General features: G+C 55.0%; 30 protein-coding genes. 12 read left to right on the top strand and 18 right to left on the bottom strand.

Features of this window, described 5'->3' with window-relative positions; genetic code table 11:
- The first annotated feature begins 153 nt into the window (after window positions 1-153).
- The 3 genes from FLS37_RS05120 to FLS37_RS05110 all read left to right on the top strand — a co-directional run bounded on the left by FLS37_RS05120 (window position 154) and on the right by FLS37_RS05110 (window position 3,520).
- Complete coding sequence (locus FLS37_RS05120; RefSeq protein ID WP_157314884.1) at window positions 154-1,743, top strand: cryptochrome/deoxyribodipyrimidine photo-lyase family protein; 1,590 nt, start codon at window positions 154-156, stop codon at window positions 1,741-1,743.
- Window positions 1,744-2,090: 347 nt separating this feature from the next.
- A complete protein-coding gene (locus FLS37_RS05115) occupies window positions 2,091-2,462 on the top strand; it encodes a hypothetical protein (RefSeq protein ID WP_157314883.1) in 372 nt (123 codons plus the stop codon).
- Window positions 2,463-2,647: 185 nt separating this feature from the next.
- The gene (locus FLS37_RS05110; RefSeq protein WP_157314882.1) at window positions 2,648-3,520 is read left to right on the top strand and encodes a hypothetical protein; all 873 of its coding nucleotides are present in this window, start codon (window positions 2,648-2,650) and stop codon (window positions 3,518-3,520) included.
- Window positions 3,521-4,123: 603 nt separating this feature from the next.
- Here FLS37_RS05110 and FLS37_RS05105 read toward each other — a convergent pair.
- The 5 genes from FLS37_RS05105 to FLS37_RS05085 form a co-directional block, all read right to left on the bottom strand.
- Entirely contained in the window at window positions 4,124-4,639 is a 516-nt protein-coding gene (locus FLS37_RS05105) for a hypothetical protein (protein ID WP_157314881.1), read from the bottom strand.
- Complete coding sequence (locus FLS37_RS05100; protein ID WP_157314880.1) at window positions 4,626-4,946, bottom strand: STAS-like domain-containing protein; 321 nt, start codon at window positions 4,944-4,946, stop codon at window positions 4,626-4,628. The genes FLS37_RS05105 and FLS37_RS05100 overlap by 14 nt, the downstream gene beginning before the upstream one ends.
- Window positions 4,936-6,030 (bottom strand): hypothetical protein, encoded by a 1,095-nt coding sequence (locus FLS37_RS05095; protein ID WP_157314879.1) that lies wholly within the window; start codon window positions 6,028-6,030, stop codon window positions 4,936-4,938. The genes FLS37_RS05100 and FLS37_RS05095 overlap by 11 nt, the downstream gene beginning before the upstream one ends.
- A gap of 23 nt (window positions 6,031-6,053) precedes the next feature.
- Complete coding sequence (locus FLS37_RS05090) at window positions 6,054-6,401, bottom strand: hypothetical protein (protein ID WP_157314878.1); 348 nt, start codon at window positions 6,399-6,401, stop codon at window positions 6,054-6,056.
- 572 nt (window positions 6,402-6,973) lie between these two features.
- Window positions 6,974-7,360, bottom strand: a complete 387-nt coding sequence (locus tag FLS37_RS05085) for a VOC family protein (RefSeq protein ID WP_157314877.1) — start codon at window positions 7,358-7,360, stop codon at window positions 6,974-6,976.
- 181 nt (window positions 7,361-7,541) lie between these two features.
- Between FLS37_RS05085 and FLS37_RS05080 the strand changes: the two genes are divergently transcribed.
- From FLS37_RS05080 to FLS37_RS05065, 4 genes are all read left to right on the top strand, one after another.
- Window positions 7,542-8,426: a fructosamine kinase family protein gene (locus tag FLS37_RS05080; RefSeq protein ID WP_157314876.1), complete on the top strand. Its 885-nt coding sequence runs from the start codon at window positions 7,542-7,544 to the stop codon at window positions 8,424-8,426.
- A gap of 117 nt (window positions 8,427-8,543) precedes the next feature.
- Complete coding sequence (locus tag FLS37_RS05075; RefSeq protein ID WP_157314875.1) at window positions 8,544-8,870, top strand: hypothetical protein; 327 nt, start codon at window positions 8,544-8,546, stop codon at window positions 8,868-8,870.
- An 84-nt stretch (window positions 8,871-8,954) separates the two neighbouring features.
- Window positions 8,955-9,479, top strand: coding sequence for an ankyrin repeat domain-containing protein (locus FLS37_RS05070; protein WP_157314874.1), 525 nt, complete (start codon window positions 8,955-8,957; stop codon window positions 9,477-9,479).
- A 201-nt stretch (window positions 9,480-9,680) separates the two neighbouring features.
- On the top strand, window positions 9,681-10,745 hold the full coding sequence (locus tag FLS37_RS05065; RefSeq protein ID WP_157314873.1) for a bifunctional transcriptional activator/DNA repair enzyme AdaA: 1,065 nt from the start codon (window positions 9,681-9,683) through the stop codon (window positions 10,743-10,745).
- 111 nt (window positions 10,746-10,856) lie between these two features.
- On the opposite strand, the gene FLS37_RS05060 is transcribed toward FLS37_RS05065, so the two are convergent.
- A complete protein-coding gene (locus FLS37_RS05060; protein WP_157314872.1) occupies window positions 10,857-11,501 on the bottom strand; it encodes an NAD(P)-dependent oxidoreductase in 645 nt (214 codons plus the stop codon).
- 121 nt (window positions 11,502-11,622) lie between these two features.
- Between FLS37_RS05060 and FLS37_RS05055 the strand changes: the two genes are divergently transcribed.
- Window positions 11,623-12,504: a LysR family transcriptional regulator gene (locus FLS37_RS05055; RefSeq protein ID WP_157314871.1), complete on the top strand. Its 882-nt coding sequence runs from the start codon at window positions 11,623-11,625 to the stop codon at window positions 12,502-12,504.
- A 239-nt stretch (window positions 12,505-12,743) separates the two neighbouring features.
- Here FLS37_RS05055 and FLS37_RS05050 read toward each other — a convergent pair whose 3' ends face one another.
- The 11 genes from FLS37_RS05050 to FLS37_RS05000 all read right to left on the bottom strand — a co-directional run bounded on the left by FLS37_RS05050 (window position 12,744) and on the right by FLS37_RS05000 (window position 20,622).
- Window positions 12,744-12,977, bottom strand: coding sequence for a hypothetical protein (locus tag FLS37_RS05050; protein ID WP_157314870.1), 234 nt, complete (start codon window positions 12,975-12,977; stop codon window positions 12,744-12,746).
- 83 nt (window positions 12,978-13,060) lie between these two features.
- Window positions 13,061-13,843: an ABC transporter permease gene (locus FLS37_RS05045; RefSeq protein WP_157314869.1), complete on the bottom strand. Its 783-nt coding sequence runs from the start codon at window positions 13,841-13,843 to the stop codon at window positions 13,061-13,063.
- A gap of 102 nt (window positions 13,844-13,945) precedes the next feature.
- Window positions 13,946-14,395 (bottom strand): GNAT family N-acetyltransferase, encoded by a 450-nt coding sequence (locus FLS37_RS05040; protein WP_157314868.1) that lies wholly within the window; start codon window positions 14,393-14,395, stop codon window positions 13,946-13,948.
- Window position 14,396: 1 nt separating this feature from the next.
- On the bottom strand, window positions 14,397-15,005 hold the full coding sequence (locus tag FLS37_RS05035; RefSeq protein WP_157314867.1) for a shikimate kinase: 609 nt from the start codon (window positions 15,003-15,005) through the stop codon (window positions 14,397-14,399).
- A 2-nt stretch (window positions 15,006-15,007) separates the two neighbouring features.
- Window positions 15,008-15,358, bottom strand: a complete 351-nt coding sequence (locus FLS37_RS05030) for a hypothetical protein (RefSeq protein WP_157314866.1) — start codon at window positions 15,356-15,358, stop codon at window positions 15,008-15,010.
- Between the two features lie 13 nt (window positions 15,359-15,371).
- The gene (locus FLS37_RS05025) at window positions 15,372-16,136 is read right to left on the bottom strand and encodes a class I SAM-dependent methyltransferase (protein ID WP_157314865.1); all 765 of its coding nucleotides are present in this window, start codon (window positions 16,134-16,136) and stop codon (window positions 15,372-15,374) included.
- Between the two features lie 12 nt (window positions 16,137-16,148).
- Window positions 16,149-16,934 (bottom strand): ABC-2 family transporter protein, encoded by a 786-nt coding sequence (locus tag FLS37_RS05020; protein WP_157314864.1) that lies wholly within the window; start codon window positions 16,932-16,934, stop codon window positions 16,149-16,151.
- Window positions 16,931-17,956: an ATP-binding cassette domain-containing protein gene (locus FLS37_RS05015; protein ID WP_157314863.1), complete on the bottom strand. Its 1,026-nt coding sequence runs from the start codon at window positions 17,954-17,956 to the stop codon at window positions 16,931-16,933. Before FLS37_RS05015 ends, FLS37_RS05020 begins: the two co-directional genes overlap by 4 nt.
- 47 nt (window positions 17,957-18,003) lie before the next feature.
- Window positions 18,004-19,365 (bottom strand): alpha/beta hydrolase family protein, encoded by a 1,362-nt coding sequence (locus tag FLS37_RS05010; RefSeq protein WP_157314862.1) that lies wholly within the window; start codon window positions 19,363-19,365, stop codon window positions 18,004-18,006.
- An 11-nt stretch (window positions 19,366-19,376) separates the two neighbouring features.
- Window positions 19,377-19,679 carry a PQ-loop domain-containing transporter gene (locus FLS37_RS05005; protein WP_157314861.1) on the bottom strand — a complete coding sequence of 101 codons (303 nt, stop codon included), beginning with the start codon at window positions 19,677-19,679 and terminating at the stop codon, window positions 19,377-19,379.
- A complete protein-coding gene (locus tag FLS37_RS05000) occupies window positions 19,672-20,622 on the bottom strand; it encodes a phosphotransferase (protein WP_157314860.1) in 951 nt (316 codons plus the stop codon). The genes FLS37_RS05005 and FLS37_RS05000 overlap by 8 nt, the downstream gene beginning before the upstream one ends.
- Before the next feature lie 109 nt (window positions 20,623-20,731).
- Between FLS37_RS05000 and FLS37_RS04995 the strand changes: the two genes are divergently transcribed.
- Window positions 20,732-21,589, top strand: coding sequence for an AraC family transcriptional regulator (locus FLS37_RS04995; RefSeq protein WP_157314859.1), 858 nt, complete (start codon window positions 20,732-20,734; stop codon window positions 21,587-21,589).
- A gap of 120 nt (window positions 21,590-21,709) precedes the next feature.
- Here the strand turns inward: FLS37_RS04995 and FLS37_RS04990 are convergent, their stop codons facing one another.
- Window positions 21,710-22,222 (bottom strand): biotin/lipoyl-containing protein, encoded by a 513-nt coding sequence (locus tag FLS37_RS04990; RefSeq protein ID WP_157314858.1) that lies wholly within the window; start codon window positions 22,220-22,222, stop codon window positions 21,710-21,712.
- A 243-nt stretch (window positions 22,223-22,465) separates the two neighbouring features.
- Here FLS37_RS04990 and FLS37_RS04985 point away from each other — a divergent pair, with 243 nt between their 5' ends.
- The 3 genes from FLS37_RS04985 (at window position 22,466) to FLS37_RS04975 (ending at window position 24,979) form a co-directional block, all read left to right on the top strand.
- Window positions 22,466-23,659, top strand: a complete 1,194-nt coding sequence (locus FLS37_RS04985; protein WP_157314857.1) for an acetate/propionate family kinase — start codon at window positions 22,466-22,468, stop codon at window positions 23,657-23,659.
- Window positions 23,660-23,831: 172 nt separating this feature from the next.
- Window positions 23,832-24,611: a BPSS1780 family membrane protein gene (locus tag FLS37_RS04980; protein WP_157314856.1), complete on the top strand. Its 780-nt coding sequence runs from the start codon at window positions 23,832-23,834 to the stop codon at window positions 24,609-24,611.
- Window positions 24,608-24,979 (top strand): diacylglycerol kinase, encoded by a 372-nt coding sequence (locus FLS37_RS04975; protein WP_157314855.1) that lies wholly within the window; start codon window positions 24,608-24,610, stop codon window positions 24,977-24,979. The genes FLS37_RS04980 and FLS37_RS04975 overlap by 4 nt, the downstream gene beginning before the upstream one ends.
- Window positions 24,980-24,986: the final 7 nt, after the last annotated feature.

Genomic DNA, 24,986 nt, shown 5'->3' with positions numbered 1-24,986 from the left:
TCCCTCTCCCTTGACGGGAGAGGGCTAGGGTGAGGGTGATATCTTGGATTTATCGTCAAATCAAGCATTTTCACCCCCATCCCAACCTTCCCCCATCAAGGGGGAAGGGGCTAGTTCAGTTCATTTTCAACCATATCAACACAAAATCTGAACATGCCCATCAATACCCCCATCCATCTGGTCTGGTTTAAAAAAGACCTGCGCCTGCATGATCACTGGCCCCTGTGGCAAGCCAGCCAGCGTGGGCCGGTGTTGGCGTTGTATTGCATCGAGCCTAGCCAGCAAAGCCAGCCCGACTACAGCGCAGGCCATTGGGGGTTTGCGCGCGAATGTCTGCAAGAGCTGGCGCATGATCTGCAGCGCTGCGGGCTGCGGTTGTATCTATTTCATGGCGAAATGCGCGATGCCTTGCAATGGCTGCACAGCCAAGTGCCGCTGGCGGGGCTGTATTCGCATGAAGAAACCGGCAATCTGGCAAGCTTTGCGCGTGATCGCGCAGTGGGCGACTGGTGTCGGCAGCAAGGCCTACCGTGGCAAGAATGGCCACAAAATGGCGTAGTGCGTCGGCTACGCAATCGCGACCACTGGCATGGCTACTGGAGCGAGCGCCTCGCCGCCGCTACCGCGCCCAAAGTCACCAGCGCCCAAGACGCCGCGCTAGCGCACTGGCCGCACCCGACGATTGAGCAAATCGACCAAATCCCGCTGCGGCTGTGGGACAGCGACTTTGCCGCCCGCCAGCACGGCGGCCGGCGCGCTGCGGTGGCCACGCTGCAGGCGTTTTTATTCGAGCGCGGCGGACAATATCGCGGCGGCATTTCCAGCCCGCTCAAAGCCGTATCGGCCTGCTCGCGGCTATCGCCGTACCTGAGCTTTGGCTGTCTATCGCTGCGCGAAATTGTGCAAGCCACGCGGCGGCGCGTCGCGCAATTATCGCCCGAACAAGCCGCCGAGCAGCGTTGGCGCACCTCGCTGCGCAGCTTTGAAAGCCGGCTGCACTGGCATTGCCATTTCATGCAAAAACTCGAAAGCGAGCCCGAGCTGGAAATCGCCCCGCAGCACGCAGGCTACGCCGGCCTGCGCGAAGCCGACTTCAACCGCGCGCATTTTCAGGCCTGGGCCAATGGCGAAACCGGCTACCCGCTGATCGACGCCAGCATGGCCATGCTGCGCCACACCGGCTGGATCAATTTTCGCATGCGCGCCATGCTGGTCAGCTTTGCCAGCTACAACCTATGGCTACACTGGCCACAACCCGCCGCCCGGCTAGCGCGGCTGTTTCTCGACTACGAGCCGGGCATTCATTACCCGCAAGTGCAAATGCAATCGGGCGTCACCGGCATCAACACGCTGCGCATTTACAACCCGATCAAACAAGCCCAGGAACACGACCCTCGCGGCGCATTTGTCCGCCACTGGCTACCCGCGCTACGCCGCGTGCCCGACTGGTGCATCTTCGAGCCATGGCAAATGCCGCCGGCGATTCAATTAGAAGCCGGCTGCATCCTCGGCCGCGACTATCCGTGGCCGGTGGTAGATTGGCAAACCTCGCTGCACGCCGCCAAGCAAAAAATTAGCGACTGGCGGCGCAGCCAGCCCCAACTGCGCGAACAAGCCAAAGCCGTCTACCAAAAACACGGCAGCCGCAGCCCAGCCCGCCACGGCCAACGCCGCAAAACCCAACGAATCACCCCCAGCCAAACCCAGCCGGATTTGTTTGGCGAGCTGGAGGCGGAGGAATAATTGAGCTGGCGGGAGGTGATGGGTATTGGCGCAGAAGCCATATTCATACTGAGTTTCAGCCTGATACGTGACAGGGTATTGAGCAGGAGTAGGGTGCACTGAGCGCAGCGAATTGCACCGCTGAGGATGGGGGAGTGGCCTGTAGGCAGAAAGGTAGGGGGTATTCGACGCAACGCGGCAATACACCCAGTGGCGACCAAGCAAACGGCAGTGGCGCTTATTACAGGCGGCGTACCGTGCTAGACAAGCCACAGCCAATACGCTACTAATGTGCTGGACTGGTGGCCGAAAAAAGCCCCAAAAGCCCAAGCCTTACCTCACTCACTACCCAAATTGTGGACGCCAACATGACGCTGTATTTCACCCTGATCGGCTACGGCTGCATTGTGCTGGCATTATGGCTATTGGCCTACCGGATCAGATTTGTCCTCACCGCCACCCACATCACCGGCACCGTACAAGCCGTGGTAACGCGCAATTCGCTCACCGAAGGCACGAAATCCAGACATCTCAAAATCGCCTACCGCAGCCCCGGCCAGCATGAAGCCGAATATATCGCCGACAACTCACTGCTGGTGTATCTATACCGAGCGGGCGAACCGATCAAGCTGGCGGTCAAAAACCAGCGCGTCATCGTCAACACCCCGTTCAACCTGCTGGCCGCGCCCACCGTGATTTTTGCCATGGGCGCAATCACGCTGCATACGCTGCTGCCGTAAACCCGGCACGGTAGGGAATATTGAACGCGAAACGCAATACGCCCAGTGGCAGCCAGGCAAACGGTGGTTGCGCTTATTGCATGGGGCAGTTCGCCGTACTGCAGTCAGAATCAGCCAAATATTGACCTATAGCTTTCACAAAGACATCCGATACAGTAGGGATCAACGATAAAGGTGGCCCTGCGATGAACCCGATCCAATTCCAGCTCAAGCCCTTGCTCACCCAGCTTGCCCGGCCCGACAATCAGCGCGATACCCGGCAGCAGGGCGAAAAAGGTGGGGCCAAGCTAATTGGGCTCGATTTTTTCTCGCGCGCAAAAGAGATCAACACCCAAGCCGTGCAAGACCGCAAAAGCGCCGCCAAAGCCCGCATGGCCGAACTCAAACAGCGGATTGAAAACATGATGCGCTTTGCTGGCATCGGCAAAGGCAATCCGCGCCTGGTGGCCGAGCTGGCCAAAGAGCTCAAAGCGCTGGTGGCGCAATACGGCGGCAGCGCAGGCGCGAGCATGACCGCCAGTGACAGCGCCAGCAACACAAGCAATACCAGCCAGAGCGCCACCGCCGGGCAAGCGGGCAGCGAGCCAGCCAGCGCAGCCGCCGAGTTGGCAGAAAGCAGCACATCAGCCAGCGAGCAAACCAGCAGCGACGAAAAAACCAGCGCAACACACAGCGAACCATCCGGCGAAAAATCCACCGAGAAAACCGACAGCCAGCGCGCCGATGGCACACAAAGCCCGGCAGAGCGGCGGCCAGGTGGGGCAGGTGATGCGGGTGATAAGGAATTTTTTGCCGAAGTGAAAAAGCTGAGCAACAAACTGAAGCAATTGCTGGCCATGGAAAACCGCCAGCTCAAAACCGAAATGGATCAGCGCGAGCTGCGCGCGGCCAAAAAAAGCCTGCAGGACATCACAGAAGCGGTACAAAAAGCCGAAGCCAGCGTGGCCGATGAGCAAGCGCAAATTGCGATACAGCAAGGCGGCGCAATCTACAGCGCCAGCGGCGAAGCCAGCCTAGCCAGCCTAGCCAGCAGCGGCAATCTATCGGTGTTTGCCTAAGCACGGCAGGGAGCATTGAACGCGCAGCGCGATACGCCAAGTGGCAGCAGGCATGCCTTAGAGAATGTCTTTGCCTGCGGCGATACATCCTACGCCGTATCACGCGCACCACCTTGCCCAAACAGATTGACGCCGCCACACCGCAACAGCCAACACAGCAACCCAGGGTATAGCCATGCAAGACATATAGATAAATAGCTACAAGCCAATACCCACCAGTGCTTTAACAAGAAACAACCCTAGCCCCACCCACACACCACCGGCAAATAAGAAAGCGGTAGGGCGTGGTTAGCCGAAGGCGCGCCCCAAAGGAAGTCCCCTCGGGGGATAACCCGCCATTCAGCCCGAGCACTCACGAATAACAATCTTTTTTAAAATCCGTATAAGAATCAAAAAGATACGAAATTCTGGGTAATGTAGTGGCACGTTTTAAAACAGCTCTTAATAAAATCAAGGATTTACGTCGCCAACAGTCGAACTCGGGCTGCCTGATCACAAACTACAAGCAAAGAAAAACCGCCATGACTGGCGGTTCATACATCGCATTGGATGTTGGATTCAAATTGATTCTGTGCGTCTGTACAGAATACCAGCAGGTAAACATCAGTTTGAAAAAGAGAAAAAATCTCTTACACCATTGATCACATACGTTCTTAAAATAACCTCGTCAATATGAGTTTCAATATCTTTAATTTTCAATTTAATATTCAAATGAATCTGATCACGAGCATCAAGTCGTTTAAAGTTAGCCGTCTCAAAAAACTGGTTATTAGTAACCGCACCCCTCAAATTCAAAACCAGAAACTCATTTTTGAAGTTTTTATTGATTTTTGACATACCACAAAAACTCGTTTCAATTTTATCCAAAACCGTCTTAATTTCGAAAGCCAGCTGATATCTTTTATCTTCATCCTCTACAGATGAGAAATATTGATAACACTTTTCCGAAAGAACTTCGCCTAATTTACCTATTTCGGATGAAATACCTCTAAGCTCTTTTCTCAACTCACGTCTATTATTGTCTCTAGAAACCAATAACCATCCAATAACAACCAAGACAATAGCAATAGTAGGTGCAATCACAGAGCGATATAAATCAAACCAACTATTTTCCATCATTATTTGCACCATCGATATATGACCATGCGGCATCAACATAAGATTGATGTTTACACTCAATTATCAAATAGGAGTGTAAATAATCTTTCTTAAATCCCTTTCTGATCAAGCCACCAAATGCTTCCTCCAAAAAAGATGAACCTAAACCTAGTGTGCCATCTAAATTAACAGTCACCAATTCCATTTTATGTTGCTCAAGTTTAGGAACAAGAACTAAATCTCGAAAAGCTTCACCAGAGCAGGGCCCATCAGTCTGATAACGACCAGCAGCAAATGGTGAAAAATCCTTAGCTATATTAATCAGCATTTTCTGATCCTAAATAATCACTTGTATTAAATCCCCATTGCACAATAGTGCCTTGGATATTACTTTTATGGTCAAGAATAATTTCAGAGTTTATTTTCTTGCTAAAGCGGTAAACACCCTTATTACTCAATATATCCAAACGGCCATTCTCACACAAGCTCGCAACATGTTTCATGTCATGTAAACCTTTCCCTCGATTACTAAGTCCTGTTCTGGTTGCACCCAACATAATTGCCGCCTTTATGTGCTTAGCATCGAGATCTGTATTTGCACCCAACTTTTCAAGCGTTTCATCAAAAATTTGTTTTGGCCATGGCATTTTTCTCGGCAATGATCGACGAATCCCGATGCCTAAGTCACAGATTGCTAATGATACCTGACCTTCCATGTGCTTTGCAAAAAGGAACCATTTTTTACTTGATGCATCGAAGCCATCTCCACGTTCCTCAATATATGCATGATGAACCGTATTAGTAATCGCTTCTTGTATGCCTGTGAATAATGCAAAACTTCTTTCTTCACCCAATTCAATATCTAACTTATCTTTTAAGCTTTTTAACCCAGACAAATCAACAAGATCTCCTTTACATAAAGTCCAGTGTTTTACTGTTTCATGCTGAACAACAACATTACTTCTGCAACCAAGTAAGTCTAAAATACCTACATGTTTAAATAGCTGCTCAACAATCTTATCTTTCGGCAAAGTACAAGTAACCCGCTGTTTATTGCCTTTCAGCTCAATAATCCTCATTAATTCAGCAATAAATAAAATTGTACCACACGGATTCAATCTCTTTACATGACTAAAATCTATTCTGATTGAAGCATTTGCTTTAATCGCTCTTTTTATCTCATCAATAAAAACTATTAAATTTTGCCTACGTGCGGCCTGATACAAGTTAAATGATATTGGAGCCACAATTTTCACAGTAACATAAGAGCTTCTTTTCTTTTTAGCAAAACCAGTACCATTGAGTATGTAGCCAATTAATACTTTTTTCTTTATTCTAGAACTCTTGTGATTAGCTCTAATTTTTGCCAAACGGATTAATCTTTGTTTATTACACCTACTTAGTCGTTTCATTCACTCGCTATCCCAGAATCACTTTAAAAATCATTCACTGCCGCCAACCCGCGATTCACCACTTCCATACACTGCTTCTCATCCAGAATCGTCTCAATCGATCCCTGCTTATCAAAGCACTTGCATGAAGTACGCTTCGCATTGGTCGCGCAGCCACTAATATTCGCCAAACGCTGCTTGCGTTTGGCGTCCGCTGCGTTTTGTTTCATTCGTTTGTCGTTGTTATCGAGCATTTTTTCAAATGCTTGCGCTGTTCCTTCGTTTATGCCCTTGGCAAAACCGCGCCCAGCTTCGCGGGTGGTTTGCTCGACCACGCCAGCTTGGGCGCTGGCCATCGCGAGTAATGCAATCAGCAATAGGATTTTTCTCATTTTGCGATCCAGACTTGATTTAAGGGGTATGTCGCTGAAGGCCATATCGATTATCGGCTGCCACCCCATACCCACTGATGTATTTTTGCCCTGATGACGTGCTGATATCGTACCGATCCAACTACCGTATGTCAGCTAAATTTAAAGTGATTTCTGATTATTCTTAAGCCGAATCCATCGCTTCCTTTCAAAAAATCCCGCGCCAATAACTCGCACCAGCCTCATTGAGAATGGCTACCAGCAAGCAAACAAAAACCCATTGTGGGCATGATCAATCCCAGAATGGATTTCAATTCAGGCGCTACAACGCCAGCCATTAAGATTTATTCGTGTAACGACACCGCAGCAGCATAAATAAGTGCAGAAATCCCCCTAGCCCCCCTTCGGCGAAGGGGGGAACAAATGCGAGAACTGGGTATAGATAGCCATGCCCGAGAAGCCGAATAGGGCAGTAGCGACCTGCGCTGATCGGTGCTATTGAATCGCATGCTCATTGGCGGGTTATCCCCCAAGGGGACTTCGTTTGGGGCGCGCCTTCGGCTAACCCGCCCGACGAGACTTTACGATCCCACTTATTGCATTGAATGAAGGCCAATCATATTGCCTTCGGTATCGACCACCATCGCGATAAAGCCATGCTCGCCAATCGACATTTTGTGCTTGAAGATTTCGCCGCCATTGGCAGCTGCTCGTGCGGCCTCCACGGCACAATCCTCACACGCGAAATAAACCATCGTGCTGCCGCCAGATGGGCAGCCCGCCATTTTTACGAGTGCGCCAGCGGCACCAGAGTCTTCCATTGACATTGGAAATGCCCACATTTCCATCTCAGGAAACCCTTCGGGATCAGGATTCTTTAATTCCTCCAATGAGCCTTGGAATACCGATTCGTAAAATGCCTTGGCACGGGGCATGTCTTGAACATAAATTTCAAACCAAGCAACTGGATTACTTTTCATTCGGCTTTTCCTTTTAATCGTCAATCAAACTGAGTCAGCGAGCGGTAATTATGGGTTGATGCAGGAGAGAAAAACAAGGCTTGCCACACGATGCCCACCCAACATCTTAGCCTGGCGCAAAACACGCTCAACACCCGCGCACTACAATCACTGCATCCCCATCTTGCTGGCGACGGCCACCATGCCTCATTTGATTTCCGACCTCGAATCCGCCATCTCCGCCACCACTGGCGCGGTGTTTCACGTGAAGCAACAGCGCAGCGTGGGGGGCGGCTGTATTAATCAGGCCTTGGTGATCAGTGATCGCGCCAACCCAGCGCGGCAGTATTTTGTGAAGACCAATCGCGCGGCGCTGCATCACATGTTTGTCGCCGAGGCGGCGGGGCTGGCGGCGTTGGGGCAGGGGATGCGCGTGCCGCAGCCGATGGCGCATGGGGTGAGCGGGGCGGCTACGGCGTGGCTGGCTTTGGAATATTTGCCGCTGGCGGGCTCGCCCGACCCTGCGGCGATGGGCGCAGCCTTGGCGCGCGTGCATCGGATTGCTCCGGCGGGTGCGCCGCGCTTTGGCTGGGAGATGGATAACACCATCGGCAGCACGCCGCAAAGCAATCGCTGGCACGATAGCTGGATTGATTTCTGGCGCGAGGAACGATTGCTGCCGCAGTTCAAGCTGGCACGGCAAAATGGCTGTGATTTTGGCGCGGCGGGTGCAAAGCTACTCGATAAAATCCCCGAATTTTTCCGCGACTACACGCCACAGCCGAGCTTGCTGCATGGCGATTTGTGGAGTGGCAATGCGGCGGGGCTAGCGGACGGTACGCCGGTGGTGTTCGATCCGGCCTGCTATTTTGGCGACCGCGAATGCGACTTGGCGATGACCGAGTTATTCGGCGGCTTTGGCTCGCGCTTTTTGGCCGCCTATCACGCCGCGTGGCCGATTGATGCGGGCTATGCGCAGCGCAAAACTTTATATAACTTGTATCACATCGTGAACCATGTGAATTTATTCGGCGGCGGCTACGAGGGGCAGGCGCGGCAGATGATTGCGGATTTGCTGCGCGCCTGAATATACATGCCCATGTATTGTGCATAACATCATGATTATCAATACTTTCGGATGTATACCCACCATAGCGCCAACCCCATCAGTGCAGTCCAGCCAGAACCATCACCGGATTTTCAAATGCAAGTGATTGAACACCAAGCCCACAGCTGGTTTTTACTCAGCCACGATGGCCAGCTACTGCTCGACATCCAGTGCCACAGCCCTTTGGTCAGCTATGACTTCCTGATGGTGCTCAGTGCCGACGAGCTGGCCCATTATCAGCAATTTGGTCGCGGCTATCTGGATCAGCTGGCGGCGGCGGTCAATGATTCTGCGCCGTTCGGGCCGCAAAGCCCGTATCAGCTGCGCAACGTAGCCAGTGCGTATTCGGCCAGCGTCCTTGACGCGGTATCACGGTGGCGATCTTTGCCACCAGTGGCGTGCGCCACACCCGCAAACGAATAAAGCAGGGCCAACCCCCAAATCGGCCACATTGATTTATGATTTTGGCCTTCACCATCTATCACCTGAGCGCCCGATATGCTCACCATGAAAAAACGACTTTTGCTACCAGTTGGCCTGCTTGCAACGCTGTATCTGGCCGGGGCGGCTTATAGCTTGCACCGGCTGGATATCGAGCAAGCGCTGGTGTGCGCCGATGAAGGCGGGCTGCTGATTCCGGCTGCGGCGCAAGTGTGCCGCGCTTATGTTTTCCAGCTGCGTGGTACGACGGACGATATTGCCCGGCTGCAGGCAGGGGCGGGCATGGGCTTTGTGGTGCAGGGCCGCGCCAGCGCGCAGCACAAAGCCGAGCTGGTGGCTTTTTTGCAGGCGCGCGGGCTGGATGTAAATCAGCCGGACGCGCAGGGCTGGCTGCCGCTGCATGCGTCGATTCTGGCGCGCCAGCCCGATGAAGTGGCGATCTTGCTGGCGCACGGCGCAGACCCGCTGCGCGTGAATGATCAGCAGCAAACCGCGCTGGCTTTGGCGCAGGCACTGCAGCAGCGCAAGCCCGATGCCCAGTTGCAGCGCATTATTGCGCTATTGCAGACGCCACCAGCAGCGGGGCGCTAATACCTTGGCATCTACTTAAGCTGATTTTCAGTCAGTTGCCGCCCTCTGCTAAAGGCAGCTGGCGCTGCCCAAACGATGGAAATATCGCGTTAAAAAATACTTGTCCAGTTTTCGGTTGTTGTGCAGCGGGTGTTTTCCGTATTGTTGATCCATTAGGCTGGATATGGTTGACGTGATAGTGATTCGGACAGGGATTTAACAATGCGGATAGTGGATGAAGAGCAAATTGATCGCTTTTATCAGGCTTTGCTTGATCGCTCGCCCGAATATGTGGGCAGCTTTTTTGTTGGCGTGAAAACCACTTCGGTGTTTTGTATTGCCACCTGCCGGGCCCGCAAACCCAAGCGCGAAAATGTCGAGTTTTATACCGGTTTTAAAGACGCGCTGGATGCAGGCTACCGCCCGTGTAAGATTTGCCGTCCTACCGAAAACGCGCATTCAGCACCGCCGCAGGTGGAGCAGGCTTTGCAACTGCTGCGGCAAAATCCAAAGCAAAAACTGAGTGACTTTCAGTTGCGCCAGCAGGGAATTAGCCCGGAAATTTTGCGCCGCTGGTTTGGCCAGCACTATGGGCTGACTTTTCAGGCTTTTCAACGCATGCTGCGCATCAATACCGCACTGGAAGAATTAAAAACCGGCAAACGGGCGCTGGAAACCGCTTACGAATCCGGCTACGAGTCACTCAGCGGCTTTGCCTACACCTATAAAAAGCTCACTGGTGCGAGCCCGATGCACAACTGCGATTCGGCCGTGATCCTGATTCACCGCTTTACCACGCCGCTGGGGCCGATGTTTGTTTGCGCCAGCGAGCAGGGCGTGTGTCTGCTGGAGTTTGTAGACCGCCGCATGCTGGAAACCGAGTTTCAAGATCTGCAGCGCCGTTTGCAAGCTAAGATCATCGCCGGGGAAAACCGGCATACCCGACAGGCCGAGCAGGAAATCAACGAGTATTTTGCCGGCACGCGGCAGACTTTTTCGGTGGCAATTCATGCGCCGGGCACGGCGTTTCAGCAGGCGGTATGGCAGGCTTTGCTCAATGTGCCGTATGGCACAACAGCTTCGTATCAGGCTCAGGCCAATGTGATCGGCAAGCCACAGGCAGTGCGCGCAGTGGCATCTGCCAATGGCTGCAATCGCATTGCGATTATTATTCCCTGCCATCGAATTATCGGCAAAGATGGCTCACTGACCGGCTACGCAGGCGGGCTGGAGCGCAAGCGCTGGCTGATTGCCCATGAGCTGGAACACGCCAGCCAGCCCGGCTGAGTACCACCAATCCAGTATTTCAGCCCACCGCGGCTTGCGCTGCAATCAGTGAGCGACCCTTGTGGGTGACATCTGGATCAGGCTGATACCGTTCTGCCACCCTCAGGCGTTTTACACACTGGCAACGGTAAAGCGTTGCTGGATGTGTTTTGGCGTTTCGATTTCATCCACAATCGCCACGGCCAGATCGGCGACCGAAATGCCAGCCGGTTGTTCACCCGCAAACAACACATCGTCACCGCCCAGGCGATACTGGCCGCTGCGCTCGCCGGGGGCGAGAAACACCGGTGGCGATACAAAACGCCATTGCAGGCCGCTCTCGGCACGCAGCAGGTTGAGCGCTTCGCGTGCGCCCAATGCACCTTCTTTCCATTCCGCCGGAAATTCGGGCGTGTCGATCAATTGCACGCCCGGTGCGATATACAAGCTGCCCGCACCGCCGACTTCGAGAAAATCAGCCACGCCAGCGGCTTTTACGCCCGCCACAATCGCATTGTGGCCTTGCAAAAATAGCGCCTGAATATCGGGCTTGCCCCAGCCGGGGTTAAACGCCGAAATCACGGCATCATGCCCCGCCACTGCGGCAGCCATATCGGCCGCATCGTAGGCATTGCTGGCGCGGGCCGTGACTAATTCGTGGGCGGGTACTTTGGCGACATTACTCACCAGCGCCGTCACCTGATGGCCACGGTGGATGAGCTCTTGCAGGATGGCCGAGCCGACAAAACCTGTTGCACCGATCAGAGCGATTTTCATATTGTTTCCTTTGCATGGATGAATGATTAAATAGTGAGATCATCATAATCACTTGCTTTATGCGCGATAAGCCGCCAAAAATGGCATTCATTGTTTAGCAAAACTTAATAGTTGGTGTGGAATGGATACATTGCGACGAATGGCGATTTTTGCGCGAGTGGTCGAGCTGGGCTCGATGAACGCCGCCGCCAAGGCATTGGGTATGACGCCATCGGCGGTGAGCCAGCATTTAAGCAAGCTGGAAGCGCAGCACAATGTCACCTTGCTGCACCGCACGACACGCAAGCTAACGCTCACCGAGGCGGGCAGTGTGTTTTATCAGGGCTGCGCCGATATGCTGGCGGCGGCGCAGCTGGCCGAACAGCGCATTAGCGAGCTACGCGATGCGCCCGTGGGCGAGCTGCGGCTGTCTGCCCCCACCGGCTTTGCTGGCCCGCTCATCAGCCAGGCGCTGGCACCGCTGCTCACCTTGCACCCCAAGCTATCTTTACGGCTGTTTTTTCATGACGAAATGATTGATCTGGTCAGCCATCGTATCGATCTGGCGCTGCGCGCAGGTGAGCTGAAAGATTCCAGCCTGATTGCCCGCCATCTGGCCGATTGGCCCAATGTACTGGTGGCCGCGCCGCAATATCTGGCTAGGCAAATGGCGATCAATCACCCGCAGCAATTGAGCGCGCTGGACTGGATCGCCATCGAGGCAGGCCGTAGCGACTATGCGTTTTTCCACCCCGGCGGCGAGGTTGCCAAACCGCCGATCACCCCGCGCATTATCAGCAATAACATCGTGTCGGCACGCGAATTTGTGCTGGCGGGCATGGGGCTGGCGATTCAACCCGAGCCGGAAGTACGCGGCGCGATTAAGGCAGGCCGCCTGATGGTGGTGCTGCCCGAATGGCGGCTACCCAGCATCGCCATCTACGCCGTAACCCCACGCCGCGAAGCGCAACCGGCCAAGGTGCGCTACGCGATTGAGGCGCTAAAAGCGCAGCTGGCTTTGTAATGGCCGCTAAAGCACTGGAAAAGCAGCAATTTTTATCCACAATACTTATCCACACGCCACACTCAGCACCAAGGCAAACTCGCTAAATCGATTTTGACCGAATTCCACACCGGCCAAATCCGGCGATTAGCCCACTCTGCTGACCAGGCAGCGCGGCTATCGAGCAGAGCAGCACACGGGTGGAGGCGTTGAGTGCAAGTAGTTAAACAATCATTTATCTTTTGGCTGCCATTGCATGTTCAACCCACAGCCTGCACGCGCCGCATGGTTCGGCTGATGCCTTCGGCGTCGCGCCAGAGTAGCTCGCCGTTATCCTGCACGGTAAATTGCTCCGGCAGAATGCTGGCCGTGGCGCACCATTGCTGATCGTTGATGGCCCACAAAGGGTAGCTGACTGGCACGCCAGGCGTCGATATGTTGCTGCAGCCGCGCTGCTCGTGGGTGTGTGTTCGTGTGTGTTCGTGTGTTTTCATACTCAATACCATGCCGATCAGCCGCGCTTGTCTGCCGAAGGCTCACTTACCCAAAAATAATCCACAGATTTTATCCACAAGCTTTAACCACCTGCGCCCGCCCAATGCCGCATCCCCAACTTCCATTGCCAGTGCAAGGCATACAGCGAACCCGCAGCGATCAGCCCCATCAGCGCAATCGTGCTCCAGACATTGGCATCACGCAGCAACGCCAGGCTAGGCCACCAGACTATGCCTGCCAGCGGCAACGCCATAAAGGCGTAGCGTGCGATTTTGGGGAAAAGTTCGAGCGGATAGCGCGACATATCGGTCAGCTTGCCGACGGTGACCTGCATGGCAAAAGATTCGCCAAACCAGAAGCAGCTCGATACTGCCATCATATTGATTGATAGCAGCACAATCGCCGCAAATGGCAGCATGATGGCGAATTTTAGCCAGAATAGCCAATCCGTTAAATAGGGCGTATTCCACAGCCCAAACACGCAATACGCCAGGCCAGTGAACAGGCAGATAAAGCCCTGCGGGTGGAATTTTTCCAGCATCAGCAGCAAGAGCGGGTGGCCGGGGCGAGTGTAAAAGCGCGTGAAATTGCCATTTTTCAGCCAGACCTCAACCCAGTACATGGCGTTAAAACAGCTGCTTTGCGGGGCAAAAATGGTAAATACAAAGCCTTGCATAAAGATGATTTCGCCACGACTCCAGCCCATCACGGTGCCCGAAGCGCCCAGCATAAAGTACACCGTGAGCATGCTGGCGAGCGATGTTGCGATGACGCCCAGCATAATCAGGCCAAAATCAGCGCGATTTTCCATTTTTGCCGCTGCGTCGGCGCGCGCCATACGCAGGTAGGCGGTGGCAAAAGTCATACTACCCTTCCTGTGGATAAGTTTGTGGGCAAATACTTAGCAAGCTGTGAGCCTGTTGTTAGCCCAATCTGTATAAGCGATGAATAAATCGGTATAAATTGCTCAAGCAGGTGTCCGGCTGAAATCGATCCCACCCGGATTTTCCCGCACCATCATGCGCTCCGGGCTGGGATAAATCTGAAATCCAAACTGCTCATACAAGCCGTGCGCATCACCCGTGAGCAAAAAGCAGCGAGATACCTCGGCTAGTATTGGCTCAGAGAGCAATCTAGTAATGATCTTTTTCGATATACCCCTACCTCGATGCAGCTCGTCAACATACACATCCGCCAGATAGGCAAAGCGCACCGTATCGCTGATTACCCGCGCATAGCCCACCTGCACGCCATCAATAAACGCGCCAATCACCACCGTTGAGGCACGGGCGGCTTGCTCGACGTAATGCTGGCTAATCCCCGGCGACCAGTACGAGCTGGCCAACCAGGCCGTAATACGCGGCCAGTCCATCGTGGATAAGTCGGTGCTGAGCATAATATTCGCTGCGTTTTTCATCTCAGGCCTGCACTACCTCAGGTTGCACCCTGTCAGGCGCAAACAGCTGCGGCCAGCGCGCCATAATCTGCTCGGCAGCCTGCCCGGGCTGATGCTGTTCGGTATCAATCAACATCCAATCGTCGGGCCATGGAAATTGGCCTAGACTTTGATCCTGATATTGCGCCGCAGCCTGCTGCAAATAGCTGCGCGCCGAGGCTACATCGTGCTTGGCGGGCTTCATCTGCAAGCGCTGCGGCGTGCCTTCGCGCGCCAGACGGGTGGACAAATCGGCGCTCAGCTCGACAAAGCGCACACGGCAGCCATGCGCCAGAAACAGATCGCGCAAAGCGGCCATACACTCGCCATCCTCGGCCACATTGAATGCCCAGACAAAAGTAAGAATCACGCCAGGGTGAGCAGCATCAGCGAGCGCCGCGCGAAACAGCTGCATGCGCAAAGACCAGGTGAGCGCCGCAAACTGCGGATGATCCCAGCCCAATAGCTGCGCCACCGGATCAGCCGTCAGATGATTATGAAACAGGCGAAAGCCGGTTCTGGCCGCCAAAGCCTGCCCCACGCTGGCTTTGCCCACCGCACCGGGGCCAAAAATCACAATTAAATCGGCCATGCCTACCCCGCAATCCGCCGCCAGATTTCATACTCCACCTGACGCCCATCCTCAAAACGGCGGTTATGCCACAGATCGCCGTCGATCTGATACTCAAACACATACGCTTGCCCCACCATAGGCGCGTAGGACGCCATATCCGGCCGTTCGGTATAACGTGCACCATCGATGGTGTAAGTGCCGCTGGCCGACGAGTAAAACGCGCCGTCTTTCAGCGTTAAGAACATAAAATGCTGCTCGCCAATGACCTTGCGCGAGCTCAACAAGCTCATGTCATACGCCTCAACCACCTGCCCCGGTTCGTCACATTCGCCGGAAACCAGCTGCCAGACACCAATAAAGGGATTGCTCATTACTTGCTCCTGTTTAATATTTGCGGGCATACACCATCGATACCCGGTGCGGAATGCACAGTGGATCATCGTGAAAATCACGCGCCAGTAGCGCGGCCAGCTCTTGGTCAAATACCGCAACTGCGGCGGGGCTGAGGCTGGCGGCAACGCCAGCACTGGCGCGAATTAGCCCGCGCCAGGCTTCGTGGCTGTAGCTCACCGGAACATCAAACGAAAAAGATTCCAGCTCGACAAAACCGGCCTGAGCCAAATCGGCAAAATGCGTGGCATGAATGCCTGTTCCACCCGCGCCTTGCCAGCTGGGGTTGTGCTGCAAAATCAACTGCTCGGTCGCTTCAACCACATTGCCGCTGAGCGGCACCCAGTCAAAATGCGCAATTGCCATGATGCCGCCACGTCGCAACACCCGAAAAGCTTCCTGCGCCGCTTTGGCGCGATCAAACCAGTGCCAGCATTGTCCGGCACTGACCACATCAAAACTGCCCTCGCCAAATGGCAGCGCTTCGGCTTTGCCCTCGTGATATGCAATCTGCACATCGGCCTGCGCATCCATACTGCGTGCCTGCTCCAGCAGTGGCGCAGCCGGATCCAGCCCCGTCACTTGCGCACCACGCAGCGCAAAACCCCGCGCCAAAGAGCCGGTTCCCGTACCAATATCAAGCATCTGCTGACTGGCGAGGCCAACGCCCATCGCAGCCGCCCGCGCAAAAAATGCCTCGGGAAACCCAGCCCGATGCTGGCGGTAATCCTGCGCTGTTTTGCCAAAATCAACCTTCATTGCGACTTCCTTTTAAGCGCCAAAAATCACCAGCTTGCGCTGGATAATGCGGCTGGCCATGTGTGCTGCCAGCACAAACAGCACGGCCCAGACCGCTTGAATGAGTAGCGGCGTGATGTCGCTGCTTTGTCCGGTGAGATAAGCCACTGGCGTATTGAAAAAATGTGCAAATGGCAGCCAGTACAGGGCGGCTTGCACGCCAGCGGGCAGGAAGGCGAGCGGGATGAGTGCGCCGCCGAGAAATTGCACCACCACATCCTTGCTGGCGGTGATGCCCCATAAATCGGTCGCGATAAAGCCCGCCAGACCAACGACAAAATCAATACAGAACAGCAGTACAAAGGACAGCATGATTGACGCAATCGCCAGCAGCCACGAGCTGGGCGTGAGGCGCAAACCGGCCCACAGCAGAAACACGCCAAAGGCGGGCAAAAAATACGCCGCTTGCGCCAGCACGCGCCCGAGCGACAAAGCAGCATGGCGCAGCGGCAGCGAGACCGGTTGCGTCAAGGCGGTGGCCACTTCTCCCGAACGAATCTCTCGCGCCAGCCGCCAGTCGCCAAAGGCCTGCAAGATGGCAAACAGCGTTTGCGCCGTCACGACATGCAGCAAGGCAGTAGCAAAACTCATCCCGGCATGCCGATCATTCCCGGCGTACAGCGCCTGCCATAGGTAATACAGCAACCACATGCCCAGCAGATAACCCAGGGTGAGTATGGCTCTGCCGCGCTTATCTGTAGCGACGATGCGGGCATTACCCCATGCCAGAGCAGTACAGGCTTTCAATCTGTGCTTCATACCGTGACATCCTCGACTACATCGGAGCGCAGCTGTTTGCCGACATAAAACCCATGCAGCAAGTCTTCAAAACTTTGCTCGACCGGCTTGATTTCATGCACGGTAAATGGGGCAAGCGTCTTGACCAAATCAGCAAAGGGCAGAGCGTCGTCGTGGCGGGCGATTTCCAGCCAATCGCCATGGCTGCGCACAGCCAGTGCCGCCGGATGCGCGGCCAAGACTTCATTCGCAGCGGCGATCTGGCTGGCGTCAACGCGCGCCGCCCACCAGCGCCCATCTCCGGCGTGGGCACGGAAATCGCTCAAACTGCCGTCAAAACGCAGCGTACCATGGTCGATCAGCAGCAAACGGCGGGTAAGTCGCTCGATATCGCCGACATCGTGCGAGGTAATCAGCACCGTTGTTCCGGCTTCCTGATTGAGTTTGCGGATCAGCGTGCGCATGCGCGATTTCATTTCCAGATCGAGGCCAATGGTCGGCTCGTCGAGAAAAACCACTTCGGGCGCGTGCAAAAATGCCGCGGCGATTTCGCATAACATGCGCTGACCCAAGCTCAGCGTGCGCGCAGGTCTATCCCAAAATTCATCCATGCCGCCATCGGCGCGGAATAGTTTGAGCTGCTGTTGATACACGGCGTCGGGTACGTCGAACAGCGCCTGCAAAATCGCGAACGAGTCGCGCACCGGCAGGTCTTGCCACAGTTGCGAGCGCTGACCAAACACGACGCCAATCCGCTTAACGTAGTCCTGCCGCTGCCGCATCGGATCGAACCCCGCGACAGAGACACGGCCGCTCGATGGCGCCAGAATGCCGGTCAGCATTTTGATCGTCGTCGATTTCCCCGCGCCATTGGGGCCGACCAAGGCCACACATTCGCCACGCGCGATGTCAAAACTCACCTCGCTGACCGATTTGTTTTCGTCGTATTGTGGCTGCAAAAGCTGGGTAAAGCGCTCCTGCCAGTTGCTCGCGGCACGCGGGGTTTTGTAAATGCGGCTGAGGTTTTCGGCTTGGATGAGCATCGTGATTCCTGTTTATTTCTCAAAATAAGGACTTAAATACACCTGCATTAAATCCCGCCATAAAACCGCAGATAGCGATTTAAGCGTTCTTCATTCCAGTAAAAGCTGTCGTGCCCACCCGCGCCGGTGCTGAATTGATACTGCGCGCCGCGCTGTTTGAGCTGGGCGGCGAAGTCTTTGCTTTCTTTCAGGATTTCAAAATCCTGCTCACCGGCATCCAGCCAGAATTGCATCCCGTCCAGCGGTGCGTTTTTGACCAGCAACATCGGGTCGCGTACCAAGCGTGTTGCTGCGTCAGGGTAGAGCCAGTTGAGGACAAATTCGCCAAAACGGTAATTGGCGCGGCTCGCGCCCAAGATCGCCGGGCTATGGCCGCCGACGCGGCTAAACAGCGTCGGATGGCGCAGCGCCAGCGCTACGGCGCCGTAGCCACCCATTGAAATCCCGCCTATCCAGCGCGCAGCGGGCCGCGCATCGACGGCAAACTGCTTTTCAGTCCACGGAATCAGCTCGTCGAGCAGATAGTCTTCATAACGGCCTTGGCCAAAACGATCGCTGCGGAAAGTGCGCTCGGACGGCGCGCTGGCGGTATTGGTGTACCAGCTATTGTCGGCCTGCGGCGCGACGATAATCATCGGCTGCAGCTGGCCTTTTGCGACCAGCTCGTCGGCAAGGCCACCGAGGCCGCTGTTATATAGCGCGTCGCTTTCGCTGTTATTGAACGCAGGCAACCAATACAGCACCGGGTATTTTTTTGCTGCGTCATAGCCTTGCGGCAGATAGACCTGCACGCGCATCTGCTTTTGCAGCGCCTTGCTTTGCAGCATGAGGTTACGGTAATCGGTGCTCGCACCCGCGGCCATCACGCCGCCTTTTTCATCGAGTGCGGCCAGCTCGATGCCTGCAAAATGGACAGTGCCGACCGCGCCAGCCGACTCGACCCAATGCTCAAGCACCAGATGAAAATTAAACGCGGCATCGACCGTTAAATCGTAATGCTGCCATTGATTACTATCGCGCAGGGAGTGCGGGAAACCCGCCGCCGTTCCCGCCAGCCAGGTCGTCCGACCAGGGAAGTCGGACGAAATACCGATCACGCCACCGCAGTTTTTTGCCGGGCAAGTGCCCAGATAGTCAAACGACAGCCGATATTTGCCCGCCTTGAAGCGCGTTTTCGAGAAAAAATCGCCGCCCATGACTTTCTTGTCAAAGCGCAGCACTTTTTTATCGCCACCTAAAGGGTCGGCGACAAATTGCCCAAACAGCGGCACGCTGCCATCGCCTTTCTGGCCTATCCACTGGCTGGTGTCCGCGTCCATGTTTTCGCGCAGCAGCACGCGCTCGGCGGCGAAGAGGTTGGCGGCCACACAGTTGAGCGCGAAAAAAGCCAAGAGTGCAGATCGTTTCATTTCATCTCCTTTTATTCACCCGTACGGCGGCGATAGAACAGCACCAGTGCGACCGTCGTTAAAACACACAGCATCGTTGCACTGCTGGAGATCAGCAGCGGCCACGTTTGCTGATTGATTTGCCATTGCACCAGCGCGTAGCACAGCGCAAACAGCGATGAAACCGTCCAGATCAGCCAAGCGCGCAAGGAAATATCGTGCGCCGAGCGGGTGCGGAGAATTTTTTTCCATTGCGGCAGATAGGCACTGAGCGACAGCAGCGGCACACAGATCTGCAGCAAATTAGCGGTTTTGAGCAGCCACGGTTCAGGCATGGCTGGCTTCTTTGCTGCCAAATTTGGCAAAAGCAGCGTCCTCAAGGGCCAGCTTCGCCAGTTTGTCGTCAAACCATTGCACGTCGTACCAGCGCAGATTGCGGCTGTGTTTGGCGTCGTCCCACAGTGAGAAAAACCAGCGCCGCGCGGCAAAGCCGGGTGGGGCGGGGTAGTGCTGTAAATAGGTTTCGAGCAGATTGAGCTCGGGCGCGACGTCGGCCAGATGGAAAATATCCTGTTCACGATGACGGAAGGCCACATCGCACGGATCGAGCGCGGCGAGGAGTTCGCCATTGTTCGCATCAAACAGAAAATTGCCCGCGTGCGGATCGTCGTGCACCAGACTCGATGGCATGCCCGCCAGCGGCGCGAGAAAGCGTTGGCGTTCCTGCCACAGCAGCGCATAGGCGAGCTTCTGTTGCGGCGTAAACGGTGAAGCATCACTTTGCACATAGTCGTGCAAGGGCAAAGTCCAAGCCTCGAAGGCGCTCAGTAGCTCATCGACAAAACCAGCATCGGGCAATTCAAAGCCGCGCTCATCGCTGACGGCATGCCAGCCAAGCAAGACATCGACGACTTGCTGCGCGGTTTGCTCAGGATTCGCCCACGGCTTGGCAACATCCCACGGGGCGACGCCGGGCAGGCGGCTTAAAATCAGCACATCGCGCTCTGCGCCCAGCACCATCATCGTGCCGCGCCAGATCACATCCGGCATGGCAACACGGCAATGTGGGGCAAGCCGGGACAAGCCGATCACTTCCTGCTCGGCGCGGGCGCTTTGCCAGCCAAATTTCACCACCACATCACCTGCGCTACCGCTCAGCAGCAGGGCACAGCCATAAAAACCGCTAATTTCACGATCCAGCGTGGCCACGCCGCCGCATTGCGCCTGATAGCAGGCCAGTGCGGCGGTGGCGTATTCAGAGAATGCTGACTTTTCCATCTTAATCACTTACTCATGGCTGATGAATTTACATTTAATCAGCTTGCAGATTGGATGGGAATGCTCGAAGATTACTTGCTATTTGTCCAAATCTCTCATAGAAACCGCCATGGCACTGATTTACTACGAACGCTTCGATTGCGACGAGCAGGGCTGGAATCGTCAGGTGGGCGCGCATGTGTTTCACAAAGCCTCGCACCCGGCGATCCGCGAAAAGGCGATTTTTATGTGCGGTGTCTCGCAAGCATGGGGCCAGTGCGAAATCGAGCGGATCGACTCCAGCTTTCATGTCCTGGTGTTTTGCCTGGGCGGGCAGGGCGAGCTGTTTGAAGGTGATACCCGCTGGCCCTTCAGTGCCGGGCAAATGGCTTTTCAGCCCGCGCGCGGGCAGCGCGGCTATCGGCGCACCGGCGATCAGCCGCTGCATATCGCATGGCTATTACTCAGTAACGATATTCGCTGGGCGCATCTGGTGCAGCCACATTGCTATGTTAAAGACAGCGATGCAGGCTGGCATATTCACGATGCCATCTCCCTGTATCAGCGTGAAGCCCAGCTGCACAATGATGGGCAGCGCTATACCCTGGTGATGCAAGCGCTGGAAATGCTCAGCCTGCAGCTGGAGCGCGCCGTGGGCTCGGGTGAAACGCGGCTGGGCTGGCCGCAGCAATTGCACGCGTTGTTCAGCGAAGTGGCCAAAGCCCCCGCGCAAGACTGGTCGGTGGAGACTCTGGCGCGGCAGTTGCAGATCACCACCGCCCATTTGCACCGCCTGTGCCTGACACATCTGGGGCAAGCGCCGGGGCAGCAGGTGTTCAGCCTGCGCATGCAGCACGCCCGCCAGTTGCTGGGGCAAGGCCTAAGCGTGGGCGAGGTGGCCAGCGCGGTGGGCTATCAGGAAATCGCCAGCTTCTCGCGGCGCTTTCGCCAGCACTTTGGCGTATCCCCCAGCCAGATTAAAACTTGAAAAACCAAGCGATTGGTATATGTATGTAGGCCATATATATACTTGGCTACAGCCATATACCCAAGCAGTTCTTATAATCAACAACAATCAGCTTTGAATTCGCCGAAGACAGGCTTGCCACTAAGCCAGCAATTTGCGGATTTTGCCCAGTGTGAGCAATTCCTGCCGGGCAAATTCGAGGACGGCATCTTCGTCGATCAGCGCCTCCGTACTCAAGCGATTCAGATCAACCCCCAGCCTAGCGGCCAGTGTGGCAGCAGCAGGGCTGACGGCCAATTGCTCGGCAGAGGGCGTCGTCGCGGTGACAGGAGGTGGCGCGGCCGTGATGGTGTGGGCTGCGGAAGTATCTTCGGCGTCGAAGTCAAGCAAGGCAAAAGCCGATGGTTTTTCGGCAATTTCCATCAGCAGTAGTAAATCATTGCTGTTCACAAAATCGCCATGTTCAACCATCAAACTGCCAATCTGGCCCTCGTCAGGCGCATGCACCTGCCATTCCTGATCGGCAGCCAGCAAGGTCATCAGCAAGGTGTCCGCTCCGACAAACTGTCCCGGTTTCACGTGAAACACCAGCACCTCGGCAGCTTCGGGTAAATCGGGCGCACAGATCAGATGCGTGGTATAGCTGATTGTCATTATTTACGATCCAAATAGTATCCAAGCATTGATATTCGCCAATAAGATGTGCGCCCACGCAGACTATGCTGCGTAACATAGCGAAAAGAAACCGTTTTCACGCAGCACTATCGCGCCACGACTTGTACGGCCTTCGGTCTGATGCTGGCGTGATAAATTTTGCTTAGTATTATTTATACACCGCATCGCAAGCAAGGCACACGCTTGCACTGCGGCGATTTTCCATGAATTGAGGAGTTTTCCATGAGCGATCTGGTCTTGGTCATTAATGCAGGGTCTTCCAGCATCAAGTTTTCTTTGTTTGAAACCGCTGGCTCGGCCGACCCGCAGGTGCTGTTCAAGGGGCAAATGGAAGGCCTGTATGTAGAACCCAAATTCACCGCCAAGGACGCTGCCGACCAGAAAGTGGCCGACGAAGTGCTGCCTGCCGATGTGCCGAAAAATCACGATTACGCACTGCGCCATATGCTGAGCTGGCTCGAGCAGCGTCTGGGCGGGCGCGAAATCAAGGTGGTGGGCCACCGCGTGGTGCATGGCGGCACGCAATATTCCAAACCCGAGCGGGTGACCCCGGCGCTGATCGCCGGGCTGGAAGCGCTGATTCCGCTGGCACCTTTGCACGAGCCACATAATATTGCACCGATCAAGATTTTGCAGGATCTGCTGCCCAATGCGCCGCAAGTGACCTGCTTTGATACGGCCTTTCACACCACCCAGCCCGAACTGAACCAGCTGTTTGCCCTGCCCTATGAATTTGCACAGAAAGAAGGCATTCGCCGTTACGGTTTCCACGGCCTGTCATACGAATACATCGCCAGCGTGCTGCCACATATCGATACCCGCGCAGCAGAAGGGCGTACCGTGGTCGCGCATCTGGGCAATGGCTCGTCCATGGCGGCTTTGCTCGGTGGCGAATGTCAGGCTACCACCATGGGCTTTACCGCACTGGAAGGCCTGCCGATGGGCACGCGCTGCGGCAGTATTGATGGCGGGGTCTTGCTGCATCTGATGAACCATCTGCAGATGGACGCCAAACAGATTGAAACGCTGCTGTATAAAGAATCGGGTCTGCTGGGTCTCTCGGGCGGTATTTCCAGCGATATGCGCGCGCTGCAATCATCTAGCGAGCCTTTGGCCAAATTTGCCATCGACTACTTCGCCCGCCGTATTGTGCGGGAAACCGCGTCGCTAGCAGCGGCGATTGGCGGCCTGGATTGCTTGGTGTTCACCGCCGGGATTGGCGAAAACGACGCCATCACCCGCGCCAATGTGTGTCACCAGCTACGCTGGCTGGGCGTGGAAATCGACGAAGCAGCCAACGCCGTCCGCTCAGGCGAACCGCGCCGAATCAGTCTGGCCGACAGCAAAGTGGCGGTGTACGTGATTCCAACCAATGAAGAGCTGATGATCGCACGTCAGGCACTGGCCACTATTTAAGGCCACTTTGGCCAATCAGGCCGCTGCACGATCTGATCGATCGGCAGCGGTTTTTTATTTGTGCGTGCAGATGCCAATACTTAATGCGCCCTTAATACTGCCATTGAAAAATGTCCGCAAGCCCAAACGAGCTGCTAGCATTAGGGCATTTTGTCATTACTCTGGATTTAGCATGTCAGAACACAATCCGATGATTGATCTTGACGCCGTGATTGATAGCGCCATCGAGCCGCGCAGCGTAGCCACAGCACAGGGCTGGGCGTGGATCGTGCAATCATTCCGGCTGTTTCGTCAGGCGCCAACGGCATGGGTGGGCATGACGGGGCTGTTTATTGTCATTATGCTGGTCAGCAGCCTGATTCCGTTCGTTGGCGGCTTTCTCAGCACCTTGCTGGGGCCGGTCTTGCTCGGAGGCCTGATGCTGGCGGCGCAGCGCACCGATCTGGGTGAACAGCCCCCCATCGCAACACTGTTTGCCGGTTTTCAAAGCTACACGATTGATCTGATCAAGGTGGGGGCTTATTACATGCTGGGCACCATTACGCTGATGTTTCTGCTCTCTGCGGCGATCGATGGTCTGGCACTGATCGGCGTGATTGAGGCGCTGCCCAAAGAAATCAGCCAATTTAGCCAGATCAGCCATTTATGGCCGCTGGGCTTGTTGATGCTGGGCTGCTTTGCTGTGGTGTATAGCGCCTATTTTTATGCGCCTGCGCTGGTGATGCTCAATCAGATGAGCGCGACTGATGCGATGAAAATGTCATTTTTAGCCTTCTGGCGCAACTGGTCGCCCATCCTGCTGATGTCCTTGCTGGGCGGACTGCTACTCTTGCTGCTGATGCTGCCCTTCTTTTTGGGCTTGCTGATCGGCTTGCCAGTCGCGCTGATTAGCAGCTATGTGTGCTATGCCGATGTATTTTCCAACCCTGCAGTAACAGGAGAGCAAGCGTGAGTGAAAGCCCATTTAAAGGCAAAACAGGCATCAAGCGGATATTCAATGCACTAGGTTATTCAATTGATGGTCTGCGTGCTGGCTGGCAAAACGAGGCAGCTTTTCGCCAGGTGTTGCTACTGGCGGTGGCCGGTATTCCCGTCGCCCTGTATCTGCCCGTACCGATCTGGGGCAAAGCCTTGCTGATTGGTAGTCATCTGGCCTGTGTGATTGTCGAATTACTCAATTCGGCCATCGAAGCGGCAGTCGACCATACTTCGCTGGAAAAACACCATCTGGCCAAACGCGCCAAAGATCTAGGCAGCGCAGCACAACTGATCGGTCTGCTCAATCTGGCCATGATGTGGGGTCTGGTTTTACTGGCATAAAGACAAA

It is taken from the genome of Chitinibacter sp. GC72 (assembly GCF_009760905.1).
Classification (GTDB): Bacteria; Pseudomonadota; Gammaproteobacteria; order Burkholderiales; family Chitinibacteraceae; genus Chitinibacter.
This window is presented reverse-complemented; position numbering and strand designations above follow the sequence as displayed.